Raw genomic sequence first — 21,612 nt, 5'->3', positions numbered from 1 at the left:
GAGCTTGCTCGCGATGGTCGTTAACGATAACGCTGGCTTACGGGATAAAACGCGTTGTCCTCTGGTTCTTCGCGAGCAAGCTCGCTCCTACACGGTTATGTTTGGCCGAAGGCTTGTGTCATGATGATCCGACCGCAGGTTAGTCGTCCTCTTCCTATATGAATAGATCTTCCGCGTTGCTCCTTGCTTTTGTCTTTCTCAGCGGCTGCCAGGCCATGGCACCCGTGTCGCCGGACGGTACGCCGCCGGTAGAAGACAGCACCCCCGCCCCTGAAAAGCCCAAGGTTTATTCCTCGTTCAGTGAAGAGACGATCTTCAGCCTGCTGAGCGCGGAGCTGGCCGGCCAGCGCAATCGTTTCGACATTGCCCTGGATAACTACGTGACCCAGGCCATTAATACTCAGGATCCGGGGATTTCGGAGCGGGCGTTTCGCATCGCCGAGTACCTGGGCGCCGATCAGGCGGCCCTGGACTCCTCGCTGATCTGGGCGAAAAACGCCCCGGACGATCTCGAGGCGCAACGGGCAGCGGCCATTCAACTGGCCCGCGCCGGACGCTATGACGACTCCATGGTGTATATGGAGAAGGTCCTGCAGGGCAAGGGCGACACGCATTTCGACTTCCTCGCGCTGTCGGCCGCCGACACCGATCAGGACACCCGCAACGGCCTGATGAAGAGTTTCGACCGCCTGCTGCAAAAACACCCGAACAACAGCCAGCTGATTTTCGGCAAGGCGCTGTTGTTGCAACAGGATGATGAGCCCGAGGCTGCGCTGAAGCTGCTGGAGCAACACCCGCCGGAAGAGGGCGAGATCGCGCCGATCCTGCTGCGCGCCCGCCTGCTGCAAAACCTCAACCGCGGCAAGGAAGCGATTCCGCTGCTGGAAAAAAGCATCAAGAAGTACCCGGGCGACAAGCGCCTGCTGCTGACCTATGCCCGCATGCTGGTCGAACAGGACCGCATGGAAGACGCCAAGGTGCAGTTCGCCAACCTCGTGCAGCAATACCCGGACGATGACGAATTGCGCTACTCCCTGGCGCTGGTGTGCCTGGAAGCCAAGGCCTGGGATGAGGCCAAGGGTTACCTGGAAGACCTGATCGCCCGCGAGAGCCACGTGGATTCGGCGCACCTGAACCTGGGCCGCATCGCTGAAGAGCGTAACGACCCGCAGGCTGCATTGCTTGAATACGCTCAGGTCGGCGCCGGCAATGACTACCTGCCGGCGCAACTGCGCCAGGCCGATATCCTGATGAACAACGGCCGTACCGACGAGGCGGAAAAACGCCTGGCTGCCGCACGGGATGCCGAACCGGACTACGCGATCCAGCTGTACCTGATCCAGGCCGAGACCTTGTCGGCCAACAAGCAGGGCGATCGCGCCTGGAAAATCCTCCAGCAAGCCTTGCTGCAGTATCCGGACGACTTGAACCTGCTGTACACCCGCGCCATGCAGGCGGAAAAACGCAATGACCTGGCGCAGATGGAAAAAGACCTGCGCCTTATCATCAAGCGCGACCCGGACAATGCCATGGCACTGAACGCCCTGGGTTACACCTTGTCCGACCGTACAACGCGTTACGCCGAAGCCAAGGAGCTGATTGAAAAGGCTCACCAGCTCAACCCGGAAGACCCGGCCGTACTCGACAGCCTCGGCTGGGTGAATTACCGCCTGGGCAACCTGGACGAAGCCGAACGCTTGCTGCGCCAGGCGCTGGAGCGCTTCCCCGACCAGGAAGTCGCCGCACACCTGGGCGAAGTGCTCTGGGCCAATGGCAAGCAGCGTGAAGCGCGACAAATCTGGGAGAAGTTCCTCAAGGAACAGCCCGAAAGCCCAATCCTGCGCAGCACCATCAAGCGCCTGACCGGATCCGAGACCCTTTAATTTTATGTTTTTGCGCCACGTTATCGTTTTCAGCTTTATTGCCCTGCTTGCCGGCTGTTCCGGTCTTGGCACCCGTGAATCTGTCGAAGGCCCGGGCAACCCGGCGCAGTGGCAGCAGCACAAGGATCAACTGAGCAGCCTTGATGGCTGGCAGATCGAGGGCAAGGTGGGCATTCGCGCCCCGAAAGATTCGGGCAGCGGCACCTTGTTCTGGCTGCAACGCCAGGACTATTACGACATTCGCCTGTCTGGCCCGCTGGGCCGCGGTGCGGCTCGCCTGACCGGCCGGCCGGGGCAAGTCAGCCTGGAAGTGGCCAATCAGGGCCGCTATGAAGCGCCAACGCCGGAAGCCCTGCTGGAAGAACAGATGGGCTGGAAACTCCCCGTATCGCACTTGGTGTGGTGGGTACGCGGTCTTCCTGCGCCAGACAGCAAGAGCCGCCTGAGCCTCAATGGCGACAGCCGCCTGGCTTCGCTGGAACAGGATGGCTGGCAGGTCGAATACCTGAGCTATGTGCAACAGAACGGTTACTGGCTGCCCGAGCGCATCAAGCTGCATGGCACCGACCTTGACGTCACGCTGGTGATCAAGGACTGGCAACCGCGCAAGCTGGGGCAGTGAGATGAACGAGCAACGCCTGACCCTGCCCTCCCCGGCCAAACTGAATTTGATGCTGCACATTCTCGGTCGCCGTGAAGACGGCTATCACGAGTTGCAGACGATTTTTCAATTTCTCGACTACGGCGATGAGCTGACCTTCGCCGTTCGCGATGACGGCGTGATCCAGTTGCACACCGAATTCGACGGCGTGCCTCACGACAGCAACCTGATTGTGAAGGCCGCGAAAAAACTCCAGGAACAATCCGGTTGCCCATTGGGCATCGACATCTGGATCGAAAAAATCCTGCCCATGGGCGGCGGCATCGGTGGCGGCAGCTCAAATGCCGCAACGACATTGCTCGGCCTGAATCACTTGTGGCAACTGGGTTGGGACCACGATCGCCTGGCGGCGCTGGGCCTGACACTGGGCGCGGACGTCCCGGTTTTCGTGCGTGGGCACGCCGCTTTTGCCGAAGGCGTGGGGGAGAAACTCACCCCTGTAGACCCCGAAGAGCCGTGGTATGTCGTGCTTGTTCCGCAAGTATCTGTAAGTACAGCAGAAATTTTTTCAGATCCACTGTTGACACGTAACTCTCCTCCCATTAAAGTGCGCCCCGTTCCCAAGGGAAACAGTCGAAATGACTGCTTACCGGTTGTAGCAAGGCGTTATCCAGATGTACGTAACGCTTTGAATTTGTTAGGTAATTTTACCGAAGCAAAATTAACCGGAACTGGAAGTTGTGTGTTTGGGGGCTTCCCAAGCAAAGCTGAAGCTGATAAAGTCTCGGCCCTTCTTACAGAGACCCTTACAGGGTTTGTAGCAAAGGGAAGCAACGTTTCGATGTTGCATCGCAAGCTGCAAAGTCTGCTCTAAAGGAACCGAGTACTGGGTACTCGTTGCAACAGATACAGGGGCGTCGCCAAGCGGTAAGGCAGCAGGTTTTGATCCTGCCATGCGTTGGTTCGAATCCAGCCGCCCCTGCCATTTTCTATACTCATCCAGGTTACCCTCAGCCTCTAGGTACTGCGCGTGTCCAAGATGATGGTCTTTACGGGGAATGCTAACCCCGATCTGGCTCGGCGTGTTGTACGTCAGCTGCATATCCCTCTCGGTGACATCTCTGTCGGTAAATTCTCCGACGGCGAAATTACAGCCGAGATCAATGAAAACGTCCGCGGTAAAGATGTCTTCATTATTCAGCCGACTTGCGCTCCGACCAACGATAACCTGATGGAACTCGTCGTGATGGCTGATGCCTTCCGCCGCTCCTCAGCGACTCGAATCACAGCTGTAATCCCTTACTTTGGTTATGCCCGTCAGGATCGCCGTCCGCGTTCCGCACGTGTGGCTATCAGCGCGAAAGTCGTTGCTGACATGCTGACCGTGGTAGGTATCGACCGTGTTCTCACGGTTGACCTGCACGCTGACCAAATCCAGGGGTTCTTCGATATTCCGGTAGATAACATCTACGGCTCCCCCGTCCTGGTGGATGACATCGAAGACCAGCGCTTTGAAAACCTGATGATCGTGTCCCCGGACATTGGTGGCGTCGTGCGTGCACGGGCTGTTGCCAAATCCCTGGGCGTGGATCTCGGGATCATCGACAAACGCCGCGAGAAAGCCAATCACTCTGAAGTGATGCATATCATCGGTGATGTCGAAGGGCGTACCTGTATTCTGGTTGATGACATGGTCGACACCGCCGGCACCCTGTGCCACGCGGCGAAAGCCTTGAAAGAGCACGGTGCAGCAAAAGTCTTCGCCTACTGCACACACCCTGTGTTGTCGGGCCGAGCGATCGAGAACATCGAGAACTCAATGCTGGACGAACTGGTGGTGACTAACACCATCCCGTTGTCCGCTGCCGCTCAAGCCTGTTCGCGTATCCGTCAACTGGATATCGCACCGGTAGTTGCCGAAGCGGTTCGCCGCATCAGCAACGAAGAATCGATCAGCGCGATGTTCCGTTAAGGGTCAAACCTTAGCAGCATCAACCTGACGAAAAGCGCCCCGCCCCAGCATTCTGTTGGGGCGGGGCTTTTTTGCCCATATCGCCTTTAGCGCTGGTCGCAAACGCTAGGGCGAATGTGGTTATTTTGGAGATACAACATGAACGATTTTACTTTGAATGCTGAACTGCGTTCCGACCTGGGGAAAGGTGCGAGCCGCCGCCTGCGTCGTCTCGCAAGCCTGGTTCCAGCTGTAGTTTACGGTGGCGAAAAAGCCCCTGAATCCATCAGCATGCTGGCTAAAGAAATCGCCAAACTGCTCGAAAACGACGCGGCTTACAGCCACATCATCGAGCTGAACGTTGGCGGCACCAAGCAGAACGTCATCATCAAGGCACTGCAACGTCACCCAGCTAAAGGCCACGTGCTGCACGCTGACTTCGTACGCGTAGTAGCTGGTCAGAAACTGACCGCTATCGTGCCTGTGCACTTCGTTGGTGAAGAAGCTCCGGTCAAGAAAGGCGGCGAAGTTTCGCACGTTATCGCCGAGATCGAAGTGACCTGCCTGCCGAAAGACCTGCCTGAGTTCATCGAAGTCGACCTGTCGGCTCTGGAAATCGGCGCAATCGTTCACCTGTCCGACCTCAAGGCTCCTAAAGGCGTTGAGTTCGTTGCACTGGCTCACGGTGACGACAAAGCTGTTGCAAACGTACACGCTCCACGCGTTGCACCAGAAGCTGAAGAAGGCGCTGCAGAGTAATTCACTCTGTAATGCCGGAGCTTGAGGAAACATCGCGGACCGGAACGTAGCGAGAAAGCGGGCGAGAATGCGAAGTTGGCCTCTAACGGTTAATGAGTTTTTGTCGTCCACTTTCGCCGCACCAACGGCGATGTTATCCACAACTCCAAAGGAAGGGCCCCTGTCGTGACTGCCATTAAACTGATCGTTGGCCTGGGAAATCCAGGCGCCGAATACGAACAGACCCGGCATAACGCGGGGGCCCTTTTTGTTGAGCGTATCGCCCACGCCCAAGGCGTCAATCTTGTGGCCGATCGCAAATATTTTGGCCTGACCGGACGCTTTTCGCATCAGGGTCAGGATGTTCGTCTGTTGATTCCCACCACCTACATGAACCGCAGCGGCCAGGCTGTCGCGGCGCTTGCGGGCTTCTTCCGGATCAAACCCGAAGAAATCCTGGTGGCCCATGACGAACTAGACCTGCCACCCGGCGTTGCCAAGCTCAAGCAAGGCGGCGGCCATGGCGGGCATAATGGCCTGCGCGACATCATCGCGCAGTTGGGCAATCAGAATACGTTCTACCGCTTGCGGCTTGGCATTGGCCACCCGGGCGTTGCCAGTATGGTTTCAAATTTCGTCCTGGGTCGTGCGCCACGCGCCGAACAGGAAAAACTCGATGCCAGCATCGATTTTGCCCTCGGCGTGCTGCCGGATATCTTCGCCGGTGAATGGAACCGTGCGATGAAAAACCTGCACAGCCAGAAGGCCTGACTCTTTACCCGAGGGGAAACACCATGGGATTCAATTGCGGCATCGTCGGCCTACCTAACGTCGGCAAGTCCACCCTGTTCAACGCCCTGACCAAATCCGGTATTGCGGCGGAGAACTTCCCCTTCTGCACCATCGAACCGAACACCGGTATCGTGCCGATGCCCGATACACGCCTGGACGCCCTGGCGGCCATCGTGAATCCAAAGCGCATCCTGCCGACCACCATGGAGTTCGTCGACATCGCGGGCCTGGTAGCCGGCGCGTCGAAAGGTGAAGGCCTGGGCAACAAGTTCCTCGCCAACATCCGCGAGACCGATGCCATCGCCCACGTGGTCCGCTGCTTCGAAGACGAGAACGTGATTCACGTCTCCAACAGCGTCGACCCGAAACGCGATATCGAGATCATCGACCTGGAGCTGATCTTCGCCGACCTCGACAGCTGCGAGAAGCAACTGCAAAAGGTCACGCGTAACGCCAAGGGCGGCGACAAGGACGCAGTGGTCCAGAAAGCCTTGCTGGAGCAACTGATTGCCCACTTCACTCTGGGCAAGCCGGCACGCAGCCTGATGAAGAACATGAGCACCGACGAAAAGGCGGTGATCAAGGGCTTCCACCTGCTGACTACCAAGCCGGTGATGTACATCGCCAACGTGGCTGAAGACGGTTTCGAGAACAACCCGCTGCTCGACGTGGTCATGGCCATTGCCGAAGAAGAAGGCGCGATGGTTGTTCCAGTGTGCAACAAGATCGAAGCGGAAATCGCCGAGCTGGAAGACGGCGAAGAGAAAGACATGTTCCTCGAGGCCCTGGGCCTGGAAGAGCCTGGCCTGAACCGCGTGATCCGTGCCGGCTACGAAATGCTGCACCTGCAGACCTACTTCACCGCCGGTGTTGAAGAAGTACGCGCCTGGACCGTCAAGGTCGGTGCCACTGCCCCGCAAGCGGCTGGCGTGATCCACACCGACTTCGAAAAAGGCTTCATCCGCGCCGAAGTCATCGCCTACAACGACTTCATCCAGTTCAAGGGTGAAGCCGGTGCCAAGGAAGCCGGTAAATGGCGCCTGGAAGGCAAGGAATACATCGTCAAGGATGGCGACGTGATGCACTTCCGCTTCAACGTATAAGCTTTACCTGCGGCCTATGCCGCAAAACAAAAAGCCGATGCACTGCATCGGCTTTTTTGTGGGCGATGTTTGCAACTTTCTACAAAGATCGACTTTGAAATATCCCCTGACATCTTAATACGGCAAACATATAAAACAACCACAGCTCTCAATACGTAAAAATACGTCAATCCTCCCTGACACCCCCGAGTTTAAGATTATTCCGACCCATTATCAGGCAATCACGAGCGAGCGCCCACTTGATAATATTTAACTTAAGATTTTTTGGTTTTTCACACATCACAAACGTCTATTTCGCACTCTCCGACAGAATGACAAATCAGCTAAATTCCGTTCTACTTATCCATATCAGCAGGGAAGCCCCTCAGTAAAACAATGAGAAACAATAGGAGCAACAGCGATATGTCGGCCTCCTATCAAAGCACGTTTGAAACGGATGATCCATTTACTGAATGCCCAACCATTGAAGCCACTATCAACAATACTGCGGCTTTAAACATCGACATACTTTTGCTGGGGGAAACCGGCACCGGTAAAGATACCCTGGCCCAACGCATCCATCGCTTATCGGGCCGGCGAGGCAACTTCGTCGCCGTCAACTGTGCTGCAATTCCCGAAAGCCTGGCGGAAAGCCAACTGTTCGGGGTCAACAGCGGCGCCTACACCGGTGCGATGCAATCACGGGCAGGCTTTGTCGAAGCCGCACACTTGGGTACCTTGTACCTCGACGAAATAGACAGCATGCCCCTCACCCTGCAAGCCAAACTGCTGAGGGTACTGGAGTCCCGGGGCGTTGAACGATTGGGTTCTACCCGCTTTATCCCGGTGGACATGCGCGTTATCGCGTCCGCCCAGCATTCGCTGCACGAAATGGTCGAGCAAGGATTGTTCAGGCGCGACCTGTATTTTCGCCTGAACGTAATCAGCATCAGCCTCCCTCCCCTGCGCGAACGTCGCGAGCAGATTATCCCCTTGTTCCTGAACATCGTCCGCCAGGAAGCCGAGTACTTTAAATACCCGATACCCCTGGCATCCAGCTCGCTGCTGCAACAATTGCTATGCCATTCCTGGCCGGGCAACGTCCGCGAACTGCGCTCGACAGCCAAGCGCTTTGTGTTGGATCTTCCGCCGCTTTCAGAGTCGATGAGGGACCATCAGGACATAGAGATGAACCTCAAGGCGCGGCTACAGCAAATCGAGAAATCGCTGATTGAAGAGTCGCTGCGCCGTCACGGCGGCAACGTGGATGTAGTAGCCGGGGAATTGGGGGTTGCCAAGCGCACGCTGTACTACAGGATGAAACAACTGGATATATCACTCGGCGGAACAGGTTAAACCCAGGACCAGCAGTTTTTCTGGAACTGAAATCTTCATTTAACCACTCAAGGAAAGGCCATCTACATGATCAGCAACTTCGCCGATCGGGCCAGCCATGTGCTTGGTTCATATGCCTGACGGGCAACGATGGGTCTACGTTCGTGGTTAAGCATCAACGCACAAACAAACAAAAAATTTAAATCAAGCAACTCAGAGGTGATGTTATGAGTAAAATCGATGTTAACGAGCGGGTTACTGCCAGCAGTCTTGGTGGCGGAGACAATTCCGATATCGAAGCGGCAAAAAAAGCTGAAATGCGTCGACTAAAAATAGAGGAGGTTAAAAACGAAATAATGACAAAAGAACTCGAAAACATAGGCAAACTAAGGTTTTAAACCTTTGCTTCCTCTATTAAACATAGAGGAAGCAACCCGTTTGCTAGCATGGCTCATGCTGAACCGTCGAAAAAAACCAACATTACTCCCAAACCAACAAGAACGTTCCTAGCGTCTTGCCGGAGGTTTACATGCGCGTGCTCGCTGACGACTTCACAGAACGCCCGGTTTCACGAACGGTTGAATCACGAGGTATTGATACCTCTGCTTCCGACATGAATTTTTTCCAAGCCAGCCTGGTTGATCGCGCGTCTTCCCCGGGTAGCCAAAATTCAATGGTCGGTACGAACGCGCTATCCGAACAGTCTTCTCATTTAACGAGGCTATCAAAACGTGCGACCAAAGGTTTGCGTGACCTGAGCCTTAATAAAAAATCAACGGAAATGCATCAAATTGCCAAGTCACTTTCAGACGCCCATCGGGAGCTGTCCATGTCAGTCAAGGTCATCAGCAAAACCGTGCAATGTTGCGAGAAAATAACCAACCTTCAGTAGGTAAGTCATGCTCCGCTGGATCACCACCCCATTAGTTTTATCATTGGCATTGCTGCTGGCCGGTTGCGGTGAAAAAGTAGAACTCCATAGCCGACTGTCCGAACAGGAGGCTAATGAGGTTGTTGCAGAACTCGCGGATAAACAAATCCGGGCCCAAAAAGTGCCAGCCAAAGACGGCGTTGTTGTGCGCGTCAACGCGTCGGACATCAGCAGGGCGGTCCGGACGCTCGAGGCCGCTGGCCTGCCCAAACTGGCCCGGTCGACCCTGGGCGATATCTTCCGTAAAGAAGGCGTTATCTCAACACCGCTGGAAGAACGTGCCCGCTATATCTATGCATTGTCTCAGGAGCTGGAGGCAACCTTGTCGAACATCGACGGGGTCATCGTCGCTCGAGTCCATGTCGTGCTCCCCGAACGGATTGCCCCGGGTGAGCCCGTACAACCGGCATCAGCCTCGGTGTTCATCAAACATGATCCACGACTTGAGCCTGATAATATCCGACCCCGAGTACGCAGGATGGTGGCCAGCAGTATCCCCGGCATGGCAGCTGCTGTAGAAAACACTCAAAAATTAACCGTAGTGTTTGTCCCCGCCGCGGCGTATCTGGAGCAGCAACGTCTGACCTATTTTGGTCCGTTCCTGGTTCAGGATAACGATCTCGGTTTCTGGCGCATGAGTCTTACCGCATTCCTCATCATAATGACGCTTGCGGGGGCTGGCGCGTTTATCTGGCGCAAGCGGGGGGTGAATCAACAACATGACTCATCTGTCGTACCGGCTCATGCCTCACTAAACCCGTCTGTTCATGAGTAATCAGCTGGCGTGGGTTCGATGGTGGGCCCGCCCATGGGAAACGCCAGCGTGTGACTGGGAGGTCCTCAGCCCATATATCGCCTCGACCGATCTATGTCGCAGCCGGCATGAACGAGTGAGCACCGCACTGGCCATCACCCCCTGCCTGCCACCCTCACCCTCCCCTGCCTTGCTGCACCTGGTGCAAGCCTCCCCACCACAACGCGAACGCATGCTGACGCTGATCGGCAGTGTCTGCCAGCCTGTACGCGACCACTTGCTGGAGGAGGATGAATACCTCTGGTGTCAGCGCCTTGCCAAAGCGCTCCCTGCGGACTCACGGGTACTGAACACAGACGATCCTCTGCAGTACCTGCGCGCCTGGGTTGAGCCTGCGGTATGGCAACGCCTACGACTTGGCTTTGCGAATAAACGGGTAGTCGACCTGGAGAGATATTCCAACCTGCCCGACCGTCATGGTCGGCTGGATACTCTGTGGCGAGCCGTCATCTGGCGAGCTACCGCCATCACGAATGATCACGCGTGGCCCTGATCAGGAGCAAACAACCTGCATGTTATGCCGACGTAAAATTGAGCTGAATAAAGGCCAGGACCTGCCACAAACCCTGATTGCCCGAGAGATGCTTATCGACTGTGCTCAGGCGGGCACATTACTTATTCGCGCCAAAGCCGAAGCGCGCGAACTACTACGCCAGGCCGAAGAGCAGCGCGAAATACTTTACGCAAATGCTTGCCGTGAGTTCTGGGAACGCGCCAACACTCAGTTGCAACGCTGGGAGATTGAACGCCAGGCTATCTGCGACAACATTGAACCCATTGCCGCCTCCATCACCAGCCTGGCCATTCGTAACCTGCTGGAGGAAACAGTCTCCCCCCAACGCCTGAGCGTCCTGCTAAAGCAATTACTGGCCACCCAGGTCCCGCGAATCGAAGCCACTTTGCTCTGCAATCCATTGGACCGTAAAAACGTAGACCAGTGGCTGAGCAGGCACACAGACCTTCCCTGGACACTGCGCACCGAGGAGAACATCGCACCTCAAATGCTCATTCTGGAAACGCCCGAAGGTGGATTTCGGATCGACTGGGATTCGATGGTGGAAACCCTATGGAATTCCGGCACGTCGGGTTCAACCCAATAACACGCAGGGGCTGCGGTTCAACGAGCGCTGACGTTTAACGAAATACCCGTGGAACTGGAATCACGCGTCGAGCCACACAGGACGTAACATCCTCTGGAGCAAAACCAATGAGCTTTGATTATCGCCTGCAAGCGAATCTCTACAGGCAACTGGAAAATTCGCAAAAGCGCTTTGAAAAGATAGAACGCGATGGATTGAACAACGACGAAGCCCTGGCGGCAATGAATGACGAAAAAGTCTTCCTCGCGGCCACGTTATCAGCCAGTTCCACCTACACCAATTACATGAGCGAAACAGCCAAGACCGTTATCGAAGGCATACAGTGAGTGGAAGCGTTACTCGGTCGTTGGTTGAGTAGCAGCGAACCGCTGATCACGTTGTTTGAAGATAATGACGAAATCAAGGTGCGGCGCGACCAACAAGCTTTTTTGATCAGTGTTCAACTGACCCACCATCGGGTCGACAAAAGAGCCTTGGAGGCGTGGATGCGCCTCGGACTGGAAAGTCTGAGGCATTTCCAGGGTGCCTTGGCGCAGGAAGCAATGACTGGTCATCTTTGGCTGCTTCAAAAACTCCCTGGCGACTGTGCCCTGCCCCACCTGCTTGGCAAACTCGAAACCCTGCTGAACCAGCGTGATACCTGGCGGGGCATTGTTGCGCACCTTGCCAGCCCAGCCCGGAAACTTAGGCCTACTTCGCTTCGGTCGCTGCGTCACTAAAACAGAGAATTCTCAATGCCTAACAAGATCGACAAGCACATCCGCTTGCGCGTCAATTCGCCTGCCGCCGCCGTAAAGCCTGCCCGTTGGCGCTACCTGATCCTCATGCCCTGGTTGTTGGCGCCCCTGGAAAGCACCCTGGCCGCCGTCCCCAGCGAATGGAAAAACACCGCCTATGCCTATGAGGCCGAACACAAGCCCCTGCGGGATGTGCTGGAAGACTTCGCCCAGACCTTCGGCACCCAACTGCAAATCGACGGCCTCCTCGAAGGCAACGTCAACGGCAAGATACGCGCCAATACCCCACAATCGCTTCTCGACAGGCTCGGCGTAGAGCACCGCTTCCAGTGGTACCTGTACAACAACACGCTGTACGTCAGCACCCTGGACCAACAGGAATCTGCACGCCTGGAGGTCTCCTCCGAGACCATCGCCGACCTCAAGCAGGCCCTCACCGATATAGGCTTGCTCGATAGCCGCTTCGGCTGGGGCGAATTGCCTGAGGACGGCGTCGTACTGGTCTCCGGGCCCAAGCGCTATATCGAACAGATCAAGCAGTTCAGCAGCCAGCGCAAGTCCCCGGATGAAAAGCAGAGCGTCCTCAGCTACCCGCTGAAGTTCGCCAATGCGGCGGACCGCCAGATTGATTATCGCGGCGAGAAACTGACCATCCCAGGCGTTGCCAGCATGCTGCGGGGGCTGCTGGAACCTCGCACGGCCTCGACGCTTTCAGGGATGAGCCCACGCCCTCCCTCTGCCTCCCAACCCTCACCCATAACCCCGGTATTTCCGCGCCTGAGTAACCCGATGCTGGGGCAAATGCTCGGCCAGGCGATGAACCCGGTGCCGTCGGACACCGGCATGTCACTCACCCCTCGGGCACCGGTCTCCACCAGCAAAATCCGAGTCGAAGCCGATGTGCGCAACAACGCCATCCTGATCTACGACCTGCCGGAGCGCCAGGCGATGTACCGTGAGCTGATCAGCCAGCTCGACGTAGCCCGCAAGCTGGTGGAAATCGATGCGATCATTCTTGATATCGAGCGCACTCAACTGCGGGAATTCGGGATTAGATGGGGTTTTCAAAACAGCCGTTTCCGGGGTGGCGTGAACATGGCGCCCGGGTCTTCATCACAGCTGTCGATCGAGCACCGTGATCGTTTCAACGCCGATATTCGCGCATTGGAGCAACGTGGCCTGGCGACCATGGTGTCCAACCCGTCGGTGCTTACTTTGGAAAACCAGCCGGCGGTGATCGATTTCAACCGCACCCAATACCTCACCGCCGGCACCGAGACTGCAACCATCCTGCCCATCACGGTCGGCACCAGCTTCCAGGTGGTACCGAGGGTGATCACTACCCGCGGCAATCACCAGATCCACCTGGTGGTTGATATCGAGGACGGTAACTTCGACGAGTCCAACCCCGCGCGCACCAGCCCCGATGTACGCCGCGGCAAAGTCAGCACCCAGGCGGTCATGGCGGAAAAACGTTCGCTGGTGGTCGGTGGCTTCCATGTCACTGAACGCACCGACAAACAAAGCAAGATCCCTCTGCTGGGAGACATTCCGCTGCTGGGCAAGGCCCTGTTTTCTTCCTCCGAGCGCCAGAACAACCGGCGCGAACGCCTGTTTATCCTGACGCCGCGCGTGATCGGCGATCAGGCTGATCCTTCACGCTACTTGCCCCAGGAGGATCAAGCCGAACTGCAGGCCGCACTCAAGCCATTGGCCCGGCGGTATGCCGAGCATCAACCGGTGATCAAGCGCAGCGACATCACCAGCACCCTGGCTCACCTCGTCAGCGGGCAAGTACCCACGGCCTTCAAGGCCGCGCCCATGCCACTGGGCCTGGACACCTTGTGCAGCACCCGCGAGCTATTGGCCCTGAACACCGAACGCAGCCAATGGTATGCAGGCCCGCAGTTCAATGTGGCCGTGGTGGTGGTACGCAATCAGTTCAACCGTAACGTGCGCATCGATGAAAGAGAATGCAGCAACTCCCAGACCCTGGCCGTCAGCGTCTGGCCACGTGCCTGGCTCAAGCCGGGAGAAGAGGCGGAGGTATTTATCGCCATGCGGCCCGTGGTCAAAGATGAACACATCGGTGTGTCCCGCCCCTCCCTGATCACCCCCACCCGGAAGAACGCGCCATGAAACGCCTACTCACCCTCCTCGGCCTGGCCCTGCTTATCGTTGGTTGTACGCCGACGTGCAAGGGCGACTCCTGTTCACGCCCGCAATCGGGCGCCGATAAGCTGGTGGTCTGGTGGCCGCCGCAGATGCGCGTCGAATCGGGCCCTGCCGGCGAGCGCTCCGACTATCAAACGATCTCACTGGAACGGTAAGTTCCATGGGGCCGAACGATACGTCGTCTCGCCAGGTATTCCTGGATAACCTGGTGGGCGGCAAGGACGCCCACCTGTCCCTCGGCCCGGGCATAAGCGTGTGCCGGTTAAAGGCCGGTGGTAAACCCGGGCTTGCGTTGCTGGTCGACCGTGGAGCGCTGGAAGCCGGACAGTTGGAACGGGTACTGGAGCGGCTTTTTGAACAGGCGGTGGCGTTTGACGGCTGCTTTGCCTGTCTCGATGCCAGGGATGCCCTGGTGATCTGGCACGCGCTGCCGGCAGGTGCAGAGGAGGCAGATGAGATCATCGGCAAGCTGCTTTCGCTGGGCTGCCTCGATATGCTGGACGTGCACCGCTACCGTTAACGTTGCTTAAGCTCCGGAAACTCCAGCGTTTCACGCTTGGCCTCGTCATTGAGTTCACGCAGGGTGCGGTAGAGGAACGCTACCGCCTGCAACGTCTCCCGGGGAATGTTCGCCCCAAGCTTCTTCTCGTACAGCGTGCGCGCGAGCCATACACACTGGATCACCGGCACGTCGGCCGCCTTGGCCCGGTCTATCAGTTTCCGGGCCTCGGCATCCGTGCCTTTATCCACCAGCAGCGGCAGCGGCGTTTTGCCCGGCCGGTAGTACAGCGCGACAGCAAAGTGCGTCGGGTTGACCACCAACATGTCGGCCTCCTCCAGCTTGGGCAACTTGACCTTCGGCTCCTCCTGGGCCAGCTGTTGGGCCAGGGCGCGGCGCTGCCCCTTGACGTGAGGATCGCCCTCCATGTCCTTGTATTCCTTGACCACCTCGACCTGAGTCATGCGCATGCTCTTGGCAAAGAAGTGCTTCTGCAGCGCCATGTCGATCAATGCCAGGACCAGCAGCAATCCCAGGCAAGCGTGCAGCAGATGGCGAAACAGGATGATCAGCGCGAGGATGTAACTCTGCAGGTCGCTGGTGGCCAGATTGATCAAGGCCCCTAGTGACGGCCTGATCACCACGTACAAAATCAGCGCAAGCAGTAGCGCCTTGGCCAACCCCATCAACAGGTTCGTCACTGACTTGGCAGAGAACATCTGCTTGACCTGGCTGAGTGGGTTGAGACGGCTGAAATTCAGCTTCAGGCTTTCCGGCGCAAACAGGAAACCGAACTGAATCCAGCCGCTGATCAACTTCACCGCGATCGCCAATCCGGCCATCAGCAAGGCGAAGGAAAAAAACACGATCAAGCCTTCCGTCAGCACTTCCTCCAGCGCCCGCACAAAGGGCTGCCCGAAACGTGACATGGGCAACACCAGCAACTGCTGGAAGCGCTGCATGCTGGTTTCGGCGGTGAACAACGCGATTTCGCTGAGGGCGGTCAACACCAGTAGCTTACCGACGTCCTGGCTTTGGGCGACCTGGCCTTTCTGGCGCTGATCCTTGAGTTTCTTGGGCGTGGCCGCGTGTTTTTTCTCACCCGAATCACTCATGTCCCGAGCCCCTGAACATCAGGCCGAGGGAATGCTTGAGGTCTCCCAACTGCGCCATGCGCCCGACGATCAAGTCCTGCAACAGCGGGAAGTACAGCAGCAGGATAACCAGCCCCGCCAGGCTCTTGACCGGCGTTGCCAGGGTAGAGACTTGCAATTGCGGGCTGTACAGGCCCAACAAGGCGAAGCCGAACTCCAGGAACAGCAGCACGGCAATAAACGGTGCGGCATACAGCATCATGTGGGTAAAAGTATCGCCCAGCAGCCCGATGAATACACTGAACCCATTGACCGCCGGCAGCGGCAACCAGGCGGTTGGCGGCCAGATCAGGTAGCTGTCCCAGATCACTTGGGTCAGCACGCTCAAGCCCAGGACGGCAATCAGCAAATAAATCACCAACTGTTTGAACAGGTGCCCGATCGGCGTCGCATCCGGCCCCAGCGAGGGGTTGAGTTGGCCACCCGCCAAAGCCCCCCGCTGGTTATCCAGCAGTGCGCCCACTGACTCGAACATCCAGAACGGCATGGCCAACAGAATCCCCAGCAAAAACCCCAGGGCAGCTTCCTTGAGTACCAACCCGCTGATCATCAGCGCGGAGTAATCCTTGGCAGCCAGGACGGCATGAATGCCGGGCGCCGGAATCAACGCCATGACCATCACGATGATGTGGCGGGGCATACCGCGTATATGTTGGAAACAAAACGCAGGCACCAGAAATGCACAGGGATAAATGCGCGCCATGGCCACGAGCAGGCTGGGCAGGAATTCAAGATAAAGCAGCACACGCAGGCCCTCAGTTCAATGCCGAGCGGGCAATCATGTCGAACATCAGGTTGATCAGTTGGATCAGCTCCACGCCAATCCAGCGACCGGTCAAAATCAGCGTGATGCCCACCGCAACCAGCTTGATGCCAAAGGGCAGCGTCTGGTCCTGTATCTGCATCAGGGCCTGCACCAGCGACGTCAACACACCGACGACCACCGCCACGATCAGCGGCGGCGCCGACAGCACCACCACCAGCAACATGCCCTGCTTGAACAGCACGATCGGTTCCATAGGGCACTCAGAGGTAAGAAAGGAACAGGCTGTCGAGCAGCCGCGACCACCCGGAAACCATGACGAACAACAGCAGTTTGAGCGGCAGCGAAATGGTCATGGGCGAGACCATCTGCATACCGAGGGCCAACAGCAGGTTGGACACAATCAAATCGATGACGATGAACGGAATGTAGATCAGAAAGCCGATCTCGAACCCCGCCTGCAGTTGCGACAGCACGAAGGCCGGGACCAGCAGGATCAAGTCTTCGCGCTGGGTGCTCTGCGCCATTTCAGGCGGCCACATGCGCGCACTGTTTTCCAGCAGGTGAGTCAACACATCGGCATCGGTGTTGCGCAGCATGAACGCACGCAACGGCTGTATGGCCGCCTGCCCGGTTTCCAGAAGGCTTTGCACGCTACTCGTGTCCACGGGCGAGGCCTTGACGTTCTCGGCAATCTGGTACCCCACGGGCGCCATGATGAACAGTGTCGCGGCCAGCGCTATTCCGTTGATGGCCATGCTCGGCGGTACCTGCTGCACGCCGATGGCGTTACGGGTGATCATCAGCACAATCACGATCTTCAAGAACGATGTGCAGATGATCAGCAGCATTGGCATCAGCGACAACGAACCTAAAAACAGCGCCAGGACAAGAGGGTCGACCCCCTGAAATGTCATCGCGAAAAAATCACGCGGGACAACTGCAAACCAAGGCGCCCATCTACTTCCACCAACTGCCCTTGCCCTATCGGCCTGTCGCCGTAATAAAGCCCGGCCATGCCCGGCGCGTACCCGGCAATGCCCAACACCGCACCGGGGGCGAGATTGCGCAGTTCGCCCAGGGTCAGGTTCAGGGTGCCACAACGTACCGTCAGGGTCATGTTCAACTCATCGAAAGGCTCGTGGCCAAAGACATCCACTACCGGTTCATCCAGCTCATCCCCCGGGTACTGCGATGTTGCAAAATCCTCGTCCACGGACGTTTCCTCGATCGAAACAAGCGTCAGGCACAACGGCCCGGATTCATCATCAATGCACCCTTGCAGCCGGTGCTTGCCGACATACAGGTGACCATTGCCCTGCACATCGAAAAAGGGTTGCTCAAGCATCACCACGTCACCGGCACGGACACCGCTCAATTGCGTGATGGATAGCTTCAGGCGGCCCAGGGTCATCGCCACTGCCAACTGGAACGACGCCGGCAATGGCCCCGCTATCGACTGCCACGGACCGGCCTCGCACAGTGCCAGCAAGCGCTCTGGAGTCAGCCACAGGTAACCCACGACCCTGGACTTCCCCAGCGTCACCGTGAAGCGACAACCGAAGTTCAATTTCCTGGGTGCCGGCAGCAACCGCAGGAAGCCAAACAGCCCCCGCACCTGCGGGCTCAGGTGGTGCTGGAACAGTTCCCAGAACCACGAGTCTGGATCGTTATCGGCCTCTGCCAGCGTCACCGGGCACTCCCCCAGCAGGCTGAACAGCGGCCCTGGTTCGGCGAAAGCCAGCACCCCGCAGGCGCTCTCGAAAAACAGCGGCTTGACGCCTGCGGGGGCACGGCCCGGTTCCATCAACAGTTCACCGTTCTGCCCCGCGACCTGAAACGCCATGCGCAAGCCGCGCCCCAGCCTGCGCCGCGCCGCGACATTGGCGCCGCTGACCACCGGCAAGGTTAAAAACGGCATGATCATGCCGGGTCCACAGGTGCCAGGTGTACGGTGACAGGCTGCGCCAACGCGCCGGCCAGCCCGTCCTCAAGGTGCTGGCGCACCCCAGGCAGCCAGCGCGCGGTGCGCTCTTCCTGCGCCTCCAGCTCAACGTTCCAGGTACCTTGCTCGCGGCGCACGCTGGCGTTGATCCGCCCCAGGCTCGGCAGGTAAAGCACAGCGTGCAAAGGCCACTGAACAGCGGCGTGAATCCGCGGTGCCAACTGCTCGGTCATGGCCGCGATCATCGCGGCATGACTTGATGCAGGAGTTCCCGGTAGGGCGGAACCGAAACCGCCCCCTTCATCATCGTTGCCAAACAGCTGGGCAAATAACCGTCCGTGCTCCCATGGCACTATCGCCCCCAGGCCGGGTTCACGTTCATCCCGAGGCTCGCCCGGACGCGGGCGCTCAGGACTGTTCACTGGAACTTGCGTCATGTTTCTTCCTGCACGGCTTCTTCCTGCCCCAACAAAAGGGACAGTTCCTGGAGTTTTTCAACCTCGCGCAAGCACTGGGTAACCTGCTTCTGCGCGCTGTCGATGTGGATCAACTGCTCATCGCGCTGGCCGTGCAGCTCATGTAACTGCCCTTCTTCGCGGCGGGTGTCGGCGGACAACGTGCGCTCCTGGGCATTCCAGGACTTGATGTCCTGGAACGAGATCACTTGCCCTTGATGCTTGCTCAGCAACTCAGCGGTTTTCCGGGCTTCGTCCAGCCGCGTCTGCTCAAGGGCATCCGCCGCCTGCCGGATCTGCAACAGCAGCGCTTGCTGTTGCCTTTTGGCGGCACGCAGCGCGCGCTCCGCCCGGTCAGCCCGGTGCTTGCGCAAACGCCGCAAGGTATCGATTTCAGAAAGGGACATCGGTGGTCAACTCCATCAATTGGTCCAGCGTCATCGCCATCGCGGCCGGCTCACGCAGGTCCTGGCGCAGAAAGCCATCGACGGCCTGGCGGCTGTCCACCGCCAGGTCGGTCAGGGCATCACTGCCGGGTTGGTACTCGCCCAACTTGAGCATCAGTTCGATCTGCTGGTACGCCGACAACAAGCGGCGCAAGGCGGTGCCCGCCCTTATATGCTCGGGCGTGGCGACGTTGCTCAAGATCCGCGAAAGGCTGCCCAGCACATCCACCGCCGGGTAGTGGCCACGCTCGGCCAGCTTGCGTGACAACACGATGTGGCCGTCGAGCAGGGAGCGCACTTCATCCGCTACCGGATCGTTCATCGAGTCCTGCTCGATCAGCACGGTGTAGATGGCGGTAATCACTCCGTCACGGGTCAGCCCGGCCCGCTCCACCAGGCGCGGCATCAGGCTGTATACCGACGGTGGCAAGCCGCCGCGGCCCAGGGGCTCGCCCGCGGCCAGGCCGATTTCACGCTGGGCCCGGGCAAATCGGGTCAGGGAGTCAATCAGCAGCAGTACCCGCTGGCCCTTGCGCCGGAACCCTTCGGCCAGCGCTGTCGCAGTGAACGCCGCGCGGGCGCGTTCCATGCTCGAGCGGTCGGAGGTGGCACACACCAGCACCGCCTTGGCGCGCAATTGATCATCCAGCTCATGGTCGAGAAATTCCCGCAGCTCGCGGCCGCGCTCACCAATCAACCCGAACACGATCACATCGCACTCGACGTTTCGGGCGATCTCGGCCAACAAGGTGGTCTTGCCGCAGCCCGCGCCGGCGAACAGGCCGACGCGCTGGCCTTCTCCCAGCGTGATCAATCCATCGATCGAGCGTACGCCGGTGGACAACGCCCGGCTGATCCTCGGGCGTTCGGTAGGTAACGGCGCCTCGCACAACACCGTGCTCGCCTCTGCGATGTCGGCCTCCACAAAGGCGCTGGGGCCATCGCCCGCAATCGGCCGGCCAAACCCATCGAGCACCTGGCCGAGCAAATCGTCGCCGACCCGTACCCGGTGTGGCACCCCCAGGCGTTGCACACTGGCACCCACGCGCACGCCTTCAAGATTGCCCAACGCACTGAGCACTGCATCCTGCTGGTCGAAACCGATGATCTCCGCCAGCATGTATTCACCGATGGACTTTTCGACCTGGCACAAATCACCGATGCGCGCCTGGGGCAGCCGGCATTGCAACAACATGCCGTTCACCCGCTGGATACGACCGCGCACCGACACCGGCGCGAAGCTGACCAGCGCACTCGACTGGCGTTGCTCCCAGGCCTCAAGACGGGCTTGCAGGTCCTGGCTCACCAGCGCACCTCGAAGCGTTGCTTACCGTCGAACACCACTTTGGTGTTATCGATCAGTACCAGTCGCAAGCCGTCCACTTCATCCCCCACAAACAGTCGGTTCCCCTGCTCCAGAACCACGTGACCGTTGGGGCCGCCGACAATCTGCAAAATCTTGAAAGGGAACGTTCCGTCGCGAGTCCTGACCCGGCTCATCACCGGCACCACGGTATCGAACTGTTCGCCAAACCGGCTGAGCATGCGCGATACCAACTCCATGTCTTCCTGGAGTACATCGCCGTCGAGCAGCACCTGGTCATTGACCAACTGGATGCTTATACGGTTGATCAATTCGCGCTCGCTGAGCATCCTGAGCAACTGCTGGCGCACCTCGAAAGGTGAGGCCAGCTCGTTCTTGCGGATCACCGGTGACATCAACGACGCCTGGGCTTCGCGGTCACCGCTAGTGGTCATGCCCAGCGCGGTGATGATGACCGCAACGACGACGACCAGGCTGATCAAGCGTTTCTGCTGCGTGCTCGAAATTGAAGAAAGCTTCAGCGGCACGAGGGGCTCGGCCGCAGGCGTGGGCGCCTGTTCGGCAGTCACCGTCGGCTGAGGCCAGGGCTGGTCGGCGCGGGTGACGCAGAGCCGAACGTTGCCAATCGAAAATGTCGTGTTGAGTGCCAGGTCGGCAATCTGCGCCAGGATCAGGCCGGCGGCATCCTGCATCACCCCTCCCTCGGCCTGCACCAACCAGCGCTGGTCAACACACTGCAATCGCACATGACGCTCGGCAATGCCCGGGTCGTATAGCGCCAGGTCAGCGTCAGGGTGCGCACCAATGCTCCATTGCTCGCCGAACAACGGCAACGCAGCCCCCTGGTGCATACCATCGAGTACTCGTAGCTCAAACATTGTCAGGCC

26 protein-coding genes and 1 tRNA gene are annotated in these 21,612 nt (G+C 58.3%); 17 read left to right on the top strand and 10 right to left on the bottom strand.

From position 1 onward, the window contains the following. Nucleotides 1–158 precede the first annotated feature (158 nt). From HX801_RS21445 to HX801_RS21380, 14 genes are all read left to right on the top strand, one after another. Entirely contained in the window at nucleotides 159–1,883 is a 1,725-nt protein-coding gene (locus tag HX801_RS21445; RefSeq protein WP_008432263.1) for a tetratricopeptide repeat protein, read from the top strand. A gap of 4 nt (nucleotides 1,884–1,887) precedes the next feature. Next, nucleotides 1,888–2,505: a lipoprotein insertase outer membrane protein LolB gene (lolB, locus tag HX801_RS21440; protein WP_008432261.1), complete on the top strand. Its 618-nt coding sequence runs from the start codon at nucleotides 1,888–1,890 to the stop codon at nucleotides 2,503–2,505. Between the two features lies 1 nt (nucleotide 2,506). Then, complete coding sequence (ispE, locus tag HX801_RS21435) at nucleotides 2,507–3,358, top strand: 4-(cytidine 5'-diphospho)-2-C-methyl-D-erythritol kinase (protein ID WP_003208395.1); 852 nt, start codon at nucleotides 2,507–2,509, stop codon at nucleotides 3,356–3,358. 36 nt (nucleotides 3,359–3,394) lie between these two features. Continuing rightward, nucleotides 3,395–3,469, top strand: a tRNA-Gln gene (locus tag HX801_RS21430). A 45-nt stretch (nucleotides 3,470–3,514) separates the two neighbouring features. Then, complete coding sequence (locus HX801_RS21425) at nucleotides 3,515–4,456, top strand: ribose-phosphate pyrophosphokinase (RefSeq protein ID WP_003208392.1); 942 nt, start codon at nucleotides 3,515–3,517, stop codon at nucleotides 4,454–4,456. Nucleotides 4,457–4,594: 138 nt separating this feature from the next. Further along, a complete protein-coding gene (locus tag HX801_RS21420) occupies nucleotides 4,595–5,194 on the top strand; it encodes a 50S ribosomal protein L25/general stress protein Ctc (protein WP_003208391.1) in 600 nt (199 codons plus the stop codon). Between the two features lie 165 nt (nucleotides 5,195–5,359). After that, nucleotides 5,360–5,944, top strand: a complete 585-nt coding sequence (gene pth, locus HX801_RS21415; protein WP_003208389.1) for an aminoacyl-tRNA hydrolase — start codon at nucleotides 5,360–5,362, stop codon at nucleotides 5,942–5,944. A 23-nt stretch (nucleotides 5,945–5,967) separates the two neighbouring features. Next, nucleotides 5,968–7,068 carry a redox-regulated ATPase YchF gene (ychF, locus tag HX801_RS21410; protein WP_010177033.1) on the top strand — a complete coding sequence of 367 codons (1,101 nt, stop codon included), beginning with the start codon at nucleotides 5,968–5,970 and terminating at the stop codon, nucleotides 7,066–7,068. Between the two features lie 402 nt (nucleotides 7,069–7,470). Next, nucleotides 7,471–8,403, top strand: a complete 933-nt coding sequence (locus HX801_RS21405; protein ID WP_177009586.1) for a sigma 54-interacting transcriptional regulator — start codon at nucleotides 7,471–7,473, stop codon at nucleotides 8,401–8,403. A 206-nt stretch (nucleotides 8,404–8,609) separates the two neighbouring features. Next, nucleotides 8,610–8,780 (top strand): hypothetical protein, encoded by a 171-nt coding sequence (locus HX801_RS21400; protein ID WP_177022694.1) that lies wholly within the window; start codon nucleotides 8,610–8,612, stop codon nucleotides 8,778–8,780. 131 nt (nucleotides 8,781–8,911) lie between these two features. Continuing rightward, the gene (locus HX801_RS21395; RefSeq protein WP_023659153.1) at nucleotides 8,912–9,274 is read left to right on the top strand and encodes a hypothetical protein; all 363 of its coding nucleotides are present in this window, start codon (nucleotides 8,912–8,914) and stop codon (nucleotides 9,272–9,274) included. A gap of 7 nt (nucleotides 9,275–9,281) precedes the next feature. Continuing rightward, a complete protein-coding gene (gene sctJ, locus HX801_RS21390; protein WP_102368124.1) occupies nucleotides 9,282–10,088 on the top strand; it encodes a type III secretion system inner membrane ring lipoprotein SctJ in 807 nt (268 codons plus the stop codon). 551 nt (nucleotides 10,089–10,639) lie between these two features. Beyond that, nucleotides 10,640–11,227: a type III secretion system stator protein SctL gene (gene sctL, locus HX801_RS21385; protein WP_003208376.1), complete on the top strand. Its 588-nt coding sequence runs from the start codon at nucleotides 10,640–10,642 to the stop codon at nucleotides 11,225–11,227. Nucleotides 11,228–11,334: 107 nt separating this feature from the next. Further along, nucleotides 11,335–11,553, top strand: coding sequence for a hypothetical protein (locus tag HX801_RS21380; protein ID WP_003208375.1), 219 nt, complete (start codon nucleotides 11,335–11,337; stop codon nucleotides 11,551–11,553). Nucleotides 11,554–11,562: 9 nt separating this feature from the next. Here HX801_RS21380 and HX801_RS21375 read toward each other — a convergent pair whose 3' ends face one another. Further along, the gene (locus tag HX801_RS21375) at nucleotides 11,563–11,889 is read right to left on the bottom strand and encodes a hypothetical protein (RefSeq protein WP_173406097.1); all 327 of its coding nucleotides are present in this window, start codon (nucleotides 11,887–11,889) and stop codon (nucleotides 11,563–11,565) included. Nucleotides 11,890–11,961: 72 nt separating this feature from the next. Between HX801_RS21375 and sctC the strand changes: the two genes are divergently transcribed. From sctC to HX801_RS21360, 3 genes are read left to right on the top strand one after another with little or no spacing between them, the layout of a single operon-like run. Further along, entirely contained in the window at nucleotides 11,962–14,103 is a 2,142-nt protein-coding gene (gene sctC, locus HX801_RS21370) for a type III secretion system outer membrane ring subunit SctC (RefSeq protein ID WP_177022693.1), read from the top strand. Then, nucleotides 14,100–14,294 carry an HrpT family type III secretion system protein gene (gene hrpT, locus HX801_RS21365; RefSeq protein ID WP_003208370.1) on the top strand — a complete coding sequence of 65 codons (195 nt, stop codon included), beginning with the start codon at nucleotides 14,100–14,102 and terminating at the stop codon, nucleotides 14,292–14,294. The genes sctC and hrpT overlap by 4 nt, the downstream gene beginning before the upstream one ends. Before the next feature lie 5 nt (nucleotides 14,295–14,299). Next, nucleotides 14,300–14,659, top strand: a complete 360-nt coding sequence (locus HX801_RS21360; protein WP_177022692.1) for a transcriptional regulator — start codon at nucleotides 14,300–14,302, stop codon at nucleotides 14,657–14,659. Here HX801_RS21360 and sctU read toward each other — a convergent pair. The 9 genes from sctU to HX801_RS21315 are packed head-to-tail and all read right to left on the bottom strand — an operon-like array spanning nucleotide 14,656 to nucleotide 21,603. Then, the gene (gene sctU, locus HX801_RS21355; protein ID WP_177022691.1) at nucleotides 14,656–15,753 is read right to left on the bottom strand and encodes a type III secretion system export apparatus subunit SctU; all 1,098 of its coding nucleotides are present in this window, start codon (nucleotides 15,751–15,753) and stop codon (nucleotides 14,656–14,658) included. The genes HX801_RS21360 and sctU overlap by 4 nt on opposite strands. Beyond that, nucleotides 15,746–16,537, bottom strand: a complete 792-nt coding sequence (sctT, locus tag HX801_RS21350) for a type III secretion system export apparatus subunit SctT (protein ID WP_003208364.1) — start codon at nucleotides 16,535–16,537, stop codon at nucleotides 15,746–15,748. Before sctT ends, sctU begins: the two co-directional genes overlap by 8 nt. A gap of 10 nt (nucleotides 16,538–16,547) precedes the next feature. Then, nucleotides 16,548–16,811, bottom strand: a complete 264-nt coding sequence (gene sctS / locus HX801_RS21345) for a type III secretion system export apparatus subunit SctS (protein WP_003208363.1) — start codon at nucleotides 16,809–16,811, stop codon at nucleotides 16,548–16,550. 7 nt (nucleotides 16,812–16,818) lie between these two features. Further along, on the bottom strand, nucleotides 16,819–17,472 hold the full coding sequence (sctR, locus tag HX801_RS21340; RefSeq protein WP_003208361.1) for a type III secretion system export apparatus subunit SctR: 654 nt from the start codon (nucleotides 17,470–17,472) through the stop codon (nucleotides 16,819–16,821). Then, nucleotides 17,469–18,482, bottom strand: a complete 1,014-nt coding sequence (locus tag HX801_RS21335; protein ID WP_177022690.1) for a FliM/FliN family flagellar motor switch protein — start codon at nucleotides 18,480–18,482, stop codon at nucleotides 17,469–17,471. The genes sctR and HX801_RS21335 overlap by 4 nt, the downstream gene beginning before the upstream one ends. Then, complete coding sequence (locus tag HX801_RS32060; protein ID WP_256344277.1) at nucleotides 18,479–18,937, bottom strand: type III secretion system HrpP C-terminal domain-containing protein; 459 nt, start codon at nucleotides 18,935–18,937, stop codon at nucleotides 18,479–18,481. The genes HX801_RS21335 and HX801_RS32060 overlap by 4 nt, the downstream gene beginning before the upstream one ends. Continuing rightward, nucleotides 18,934–19,362 carry a YscO family type III secretion system apparatus protein gene (locus tag HX801_RS21325; protein ID WP_003208357.1) on the bottom strand — a complete coding sequence of 143 codons (429 nt, stop codon included), beginning with the start codon at nucleotides 19,360–19,362 and terminating at the stop codon, nucleotides 18,934–18,936. Before HX801_RS21325 ends, HX801_RS32060 begins: the two co-directional genes overlap by 4 nt. Further along, complete coding sequence (locus HX801_RS21320; RefSeq protein WP_177022689.1) at nucleotides 19,349–20,707, bottom strand: FliI/YscN family ATPase; 1,359 nt, start codon at nucleotides 20,705–20,707, stop codon at nucleotides 19,349–19,351. Before HX801_RS21320 ends, HX801_RS21325 begins: the two co-directional genes overlap by 14 nt. Beyond that, complete coding sequence (locus HX801_RS21315) at nucleotides 20,704–21,603, bottom strand: FHA domain-containing protein (protein ID WP_177022688.1); 900 nt, start codon at nucleotides 21,601–21,603, stop codon at nucleotides 20,704–20,706. Before HX801_RS21315 ends, HX801_RS21320 begins: the two co-directional genes overlap by 4 nt. Nucleotides 21,604–21,612 lie beyond the last annotated feature (9 nt).

This window comes from Pseudomonas sp. G1002, from assembly GCF_013385455.1.
Taxonomy (GTDB): Bacteria; Pseudomonadota; Gammaproteobacteria; order Pseudomonadales; family Pseudomonadaceae; genus Aquipseudomonas.
The sequence above is the reverse complement of the archived record's forward strand: the minus strand, read 5'-3'. Positions and strand labels throughout refer to the sequence as shown.

What these genes read in the sequence shown, in the direction of transcription:
- HX801_RS21445 (WP_008432263.1), top strand. Translation starts at nt 159, where the DNA reads ATGAATAGATCTTCCGCGTTGCTCCTTGCTTTTGTCTTTCTCAGCGGC.
- lolB (WP_008432261.1), top strand. Translation starts at nt 1,888, where the DNA reads ATGTTTTTGCGCCACGTTATCGTTTTCAGCTTTATTGCCCTGCTTGCC.
- ispE (WP_003208395.1), top strand. Translation starts at nt 2,507, where the DNA reads ATGAACGAGCAACGCCTGACCCTGCCCTCCCCGGCCAAACTGAATTTG.
- HX801_RS21420 (WP_003208391.1), top strand. Translation starts at nt 4,595, where the DNA reads ATGAACGATTTTACTTTGAATGCTGAACTGCGTTCCGACCTGGGGAAA.
- ychF (WP_010177033.1), top strand. Translation starts at nt 5,968, where the DNA reads ATGGGATTCAATTGCGGCATCGTCGGCCTACCTAACGTCGGCAAGTCC.
- HX801_RS21405 (WP_177009586.1), top strand. Translation starts at nt 7,471, where the DNA reads ATGTCGGCCTCCTATCAAAGCACGTTTGAAACGGATGATCCATTTACT.
- HX801_RS21400 (WP_177022694.1), top strand. Translation starts at nt 8,610, where the DNA reads ATGAGTAAAATCGATGTTAACGAGCGGGTTACTGCCAGCAGTCTTGGT.
- HX801_RS21395 (WP_023659153.1), top strand. Translation starts at nt 8,912, where the DNA reads ATGCGCGTGCTCGCTGACGACTTCACAGAACGCCCGGTTTCACGAACG.
- sctJ (WP_102368124.1), top strand. Translation starts at nt 9,282, where the DNA reads ATGCTCCGCTGGATCACCACCCCATTAGTTTTATCATTGGCATTGCTG.
- sctL (WP_003208376.1), top strand. Translation starts at nt 10,640, where the DNA reads ATGTTATGCCGACGTAAAATTGAGCTGAATAAAGGCCAGGACCTGCCA.
- HX801_RS21380 (WP_003208375.1), top strand. Translation starts at nt 11,335, where the DNA reads ATGAGCTTTGATTATCGCCTGCAAGCGAATCTCTACAGGCAACTGGAA.
- sctC (WP_177022693.1), top strand. Translation starts at nt 11,962, where the DNA reads ATGCCTAACAAGATCGACAAGCACATCCGCTTGCGCGTCAATTCGCCT.
- hrpT (WP_003208370.1), top strand. Translation starts at nt 14,100, where the DNA reads ATGAAACGCCTACTCACCCTCCTCGGCCTGGCCCTGCTTATCGTTGGT.
- HX801_RS21360 (WP_177022692.1), top strand. Translation starts at nt 14,300, where the DNA reads ATGGGGCCGAACGATACGTCGTCTCGCCAGGTATTCCTGGATAACCTG.
- sctU (WP_177022691.1), bottom strand. Translation starts at nt 15,753, where the DNA reads ATGAGTGATTCGGGTGAGAAAAAACACGCGGCCACGCCCAAGAAACTC.
- sctS (WP_003208363.1), bottom strand. Translation starts at nt 16,811, where the DNA reads ATGGAACCGATCGTGCTGTTCAAGCAGGGCATGTTGCTGGTGGTGGTG.
- sctR (WP_003208361.1), bottom strand. Translation starts at nt 17,472, where the DNA reads ATGACATTTCAGGGGGTCGACCCTCTTGTCCTGGCGCTGTTTTTAGGT.
- HX801_RS21335 (WP_177022690.1), bottom strand. Translation starts at nt 18,482, where the DNA reads ATGATCATGCCGTTTTTAACCTTGCCGGTGGTCAGCGGCGCCAATGTC.
- HX801_RS32060 (WP_256344277.1), bottom strand. Translation starts at nt 18,937, where the DNA reads ATGACGCAAGTTCCAGTGAACAGTCCTGAGCGCCCGCGTCCGGGCGAG.
- HX801_RS21325 (WP_003208357.1), bottom strand. Translation starts at nt 19,362, where the DNA reads ATGTCCCTTTCTGAAATCGATACCTTGCGGCGTTTGCGCAAGCACCGG.
- HX801_RS21315 (WP_177022688.1), bottom strand. Translation starts at nt 21,603, where the DNA reads ATGTTTGAGCTACGAGTACTCGATGGTATGCACCAGGGGGCTGCGTTG.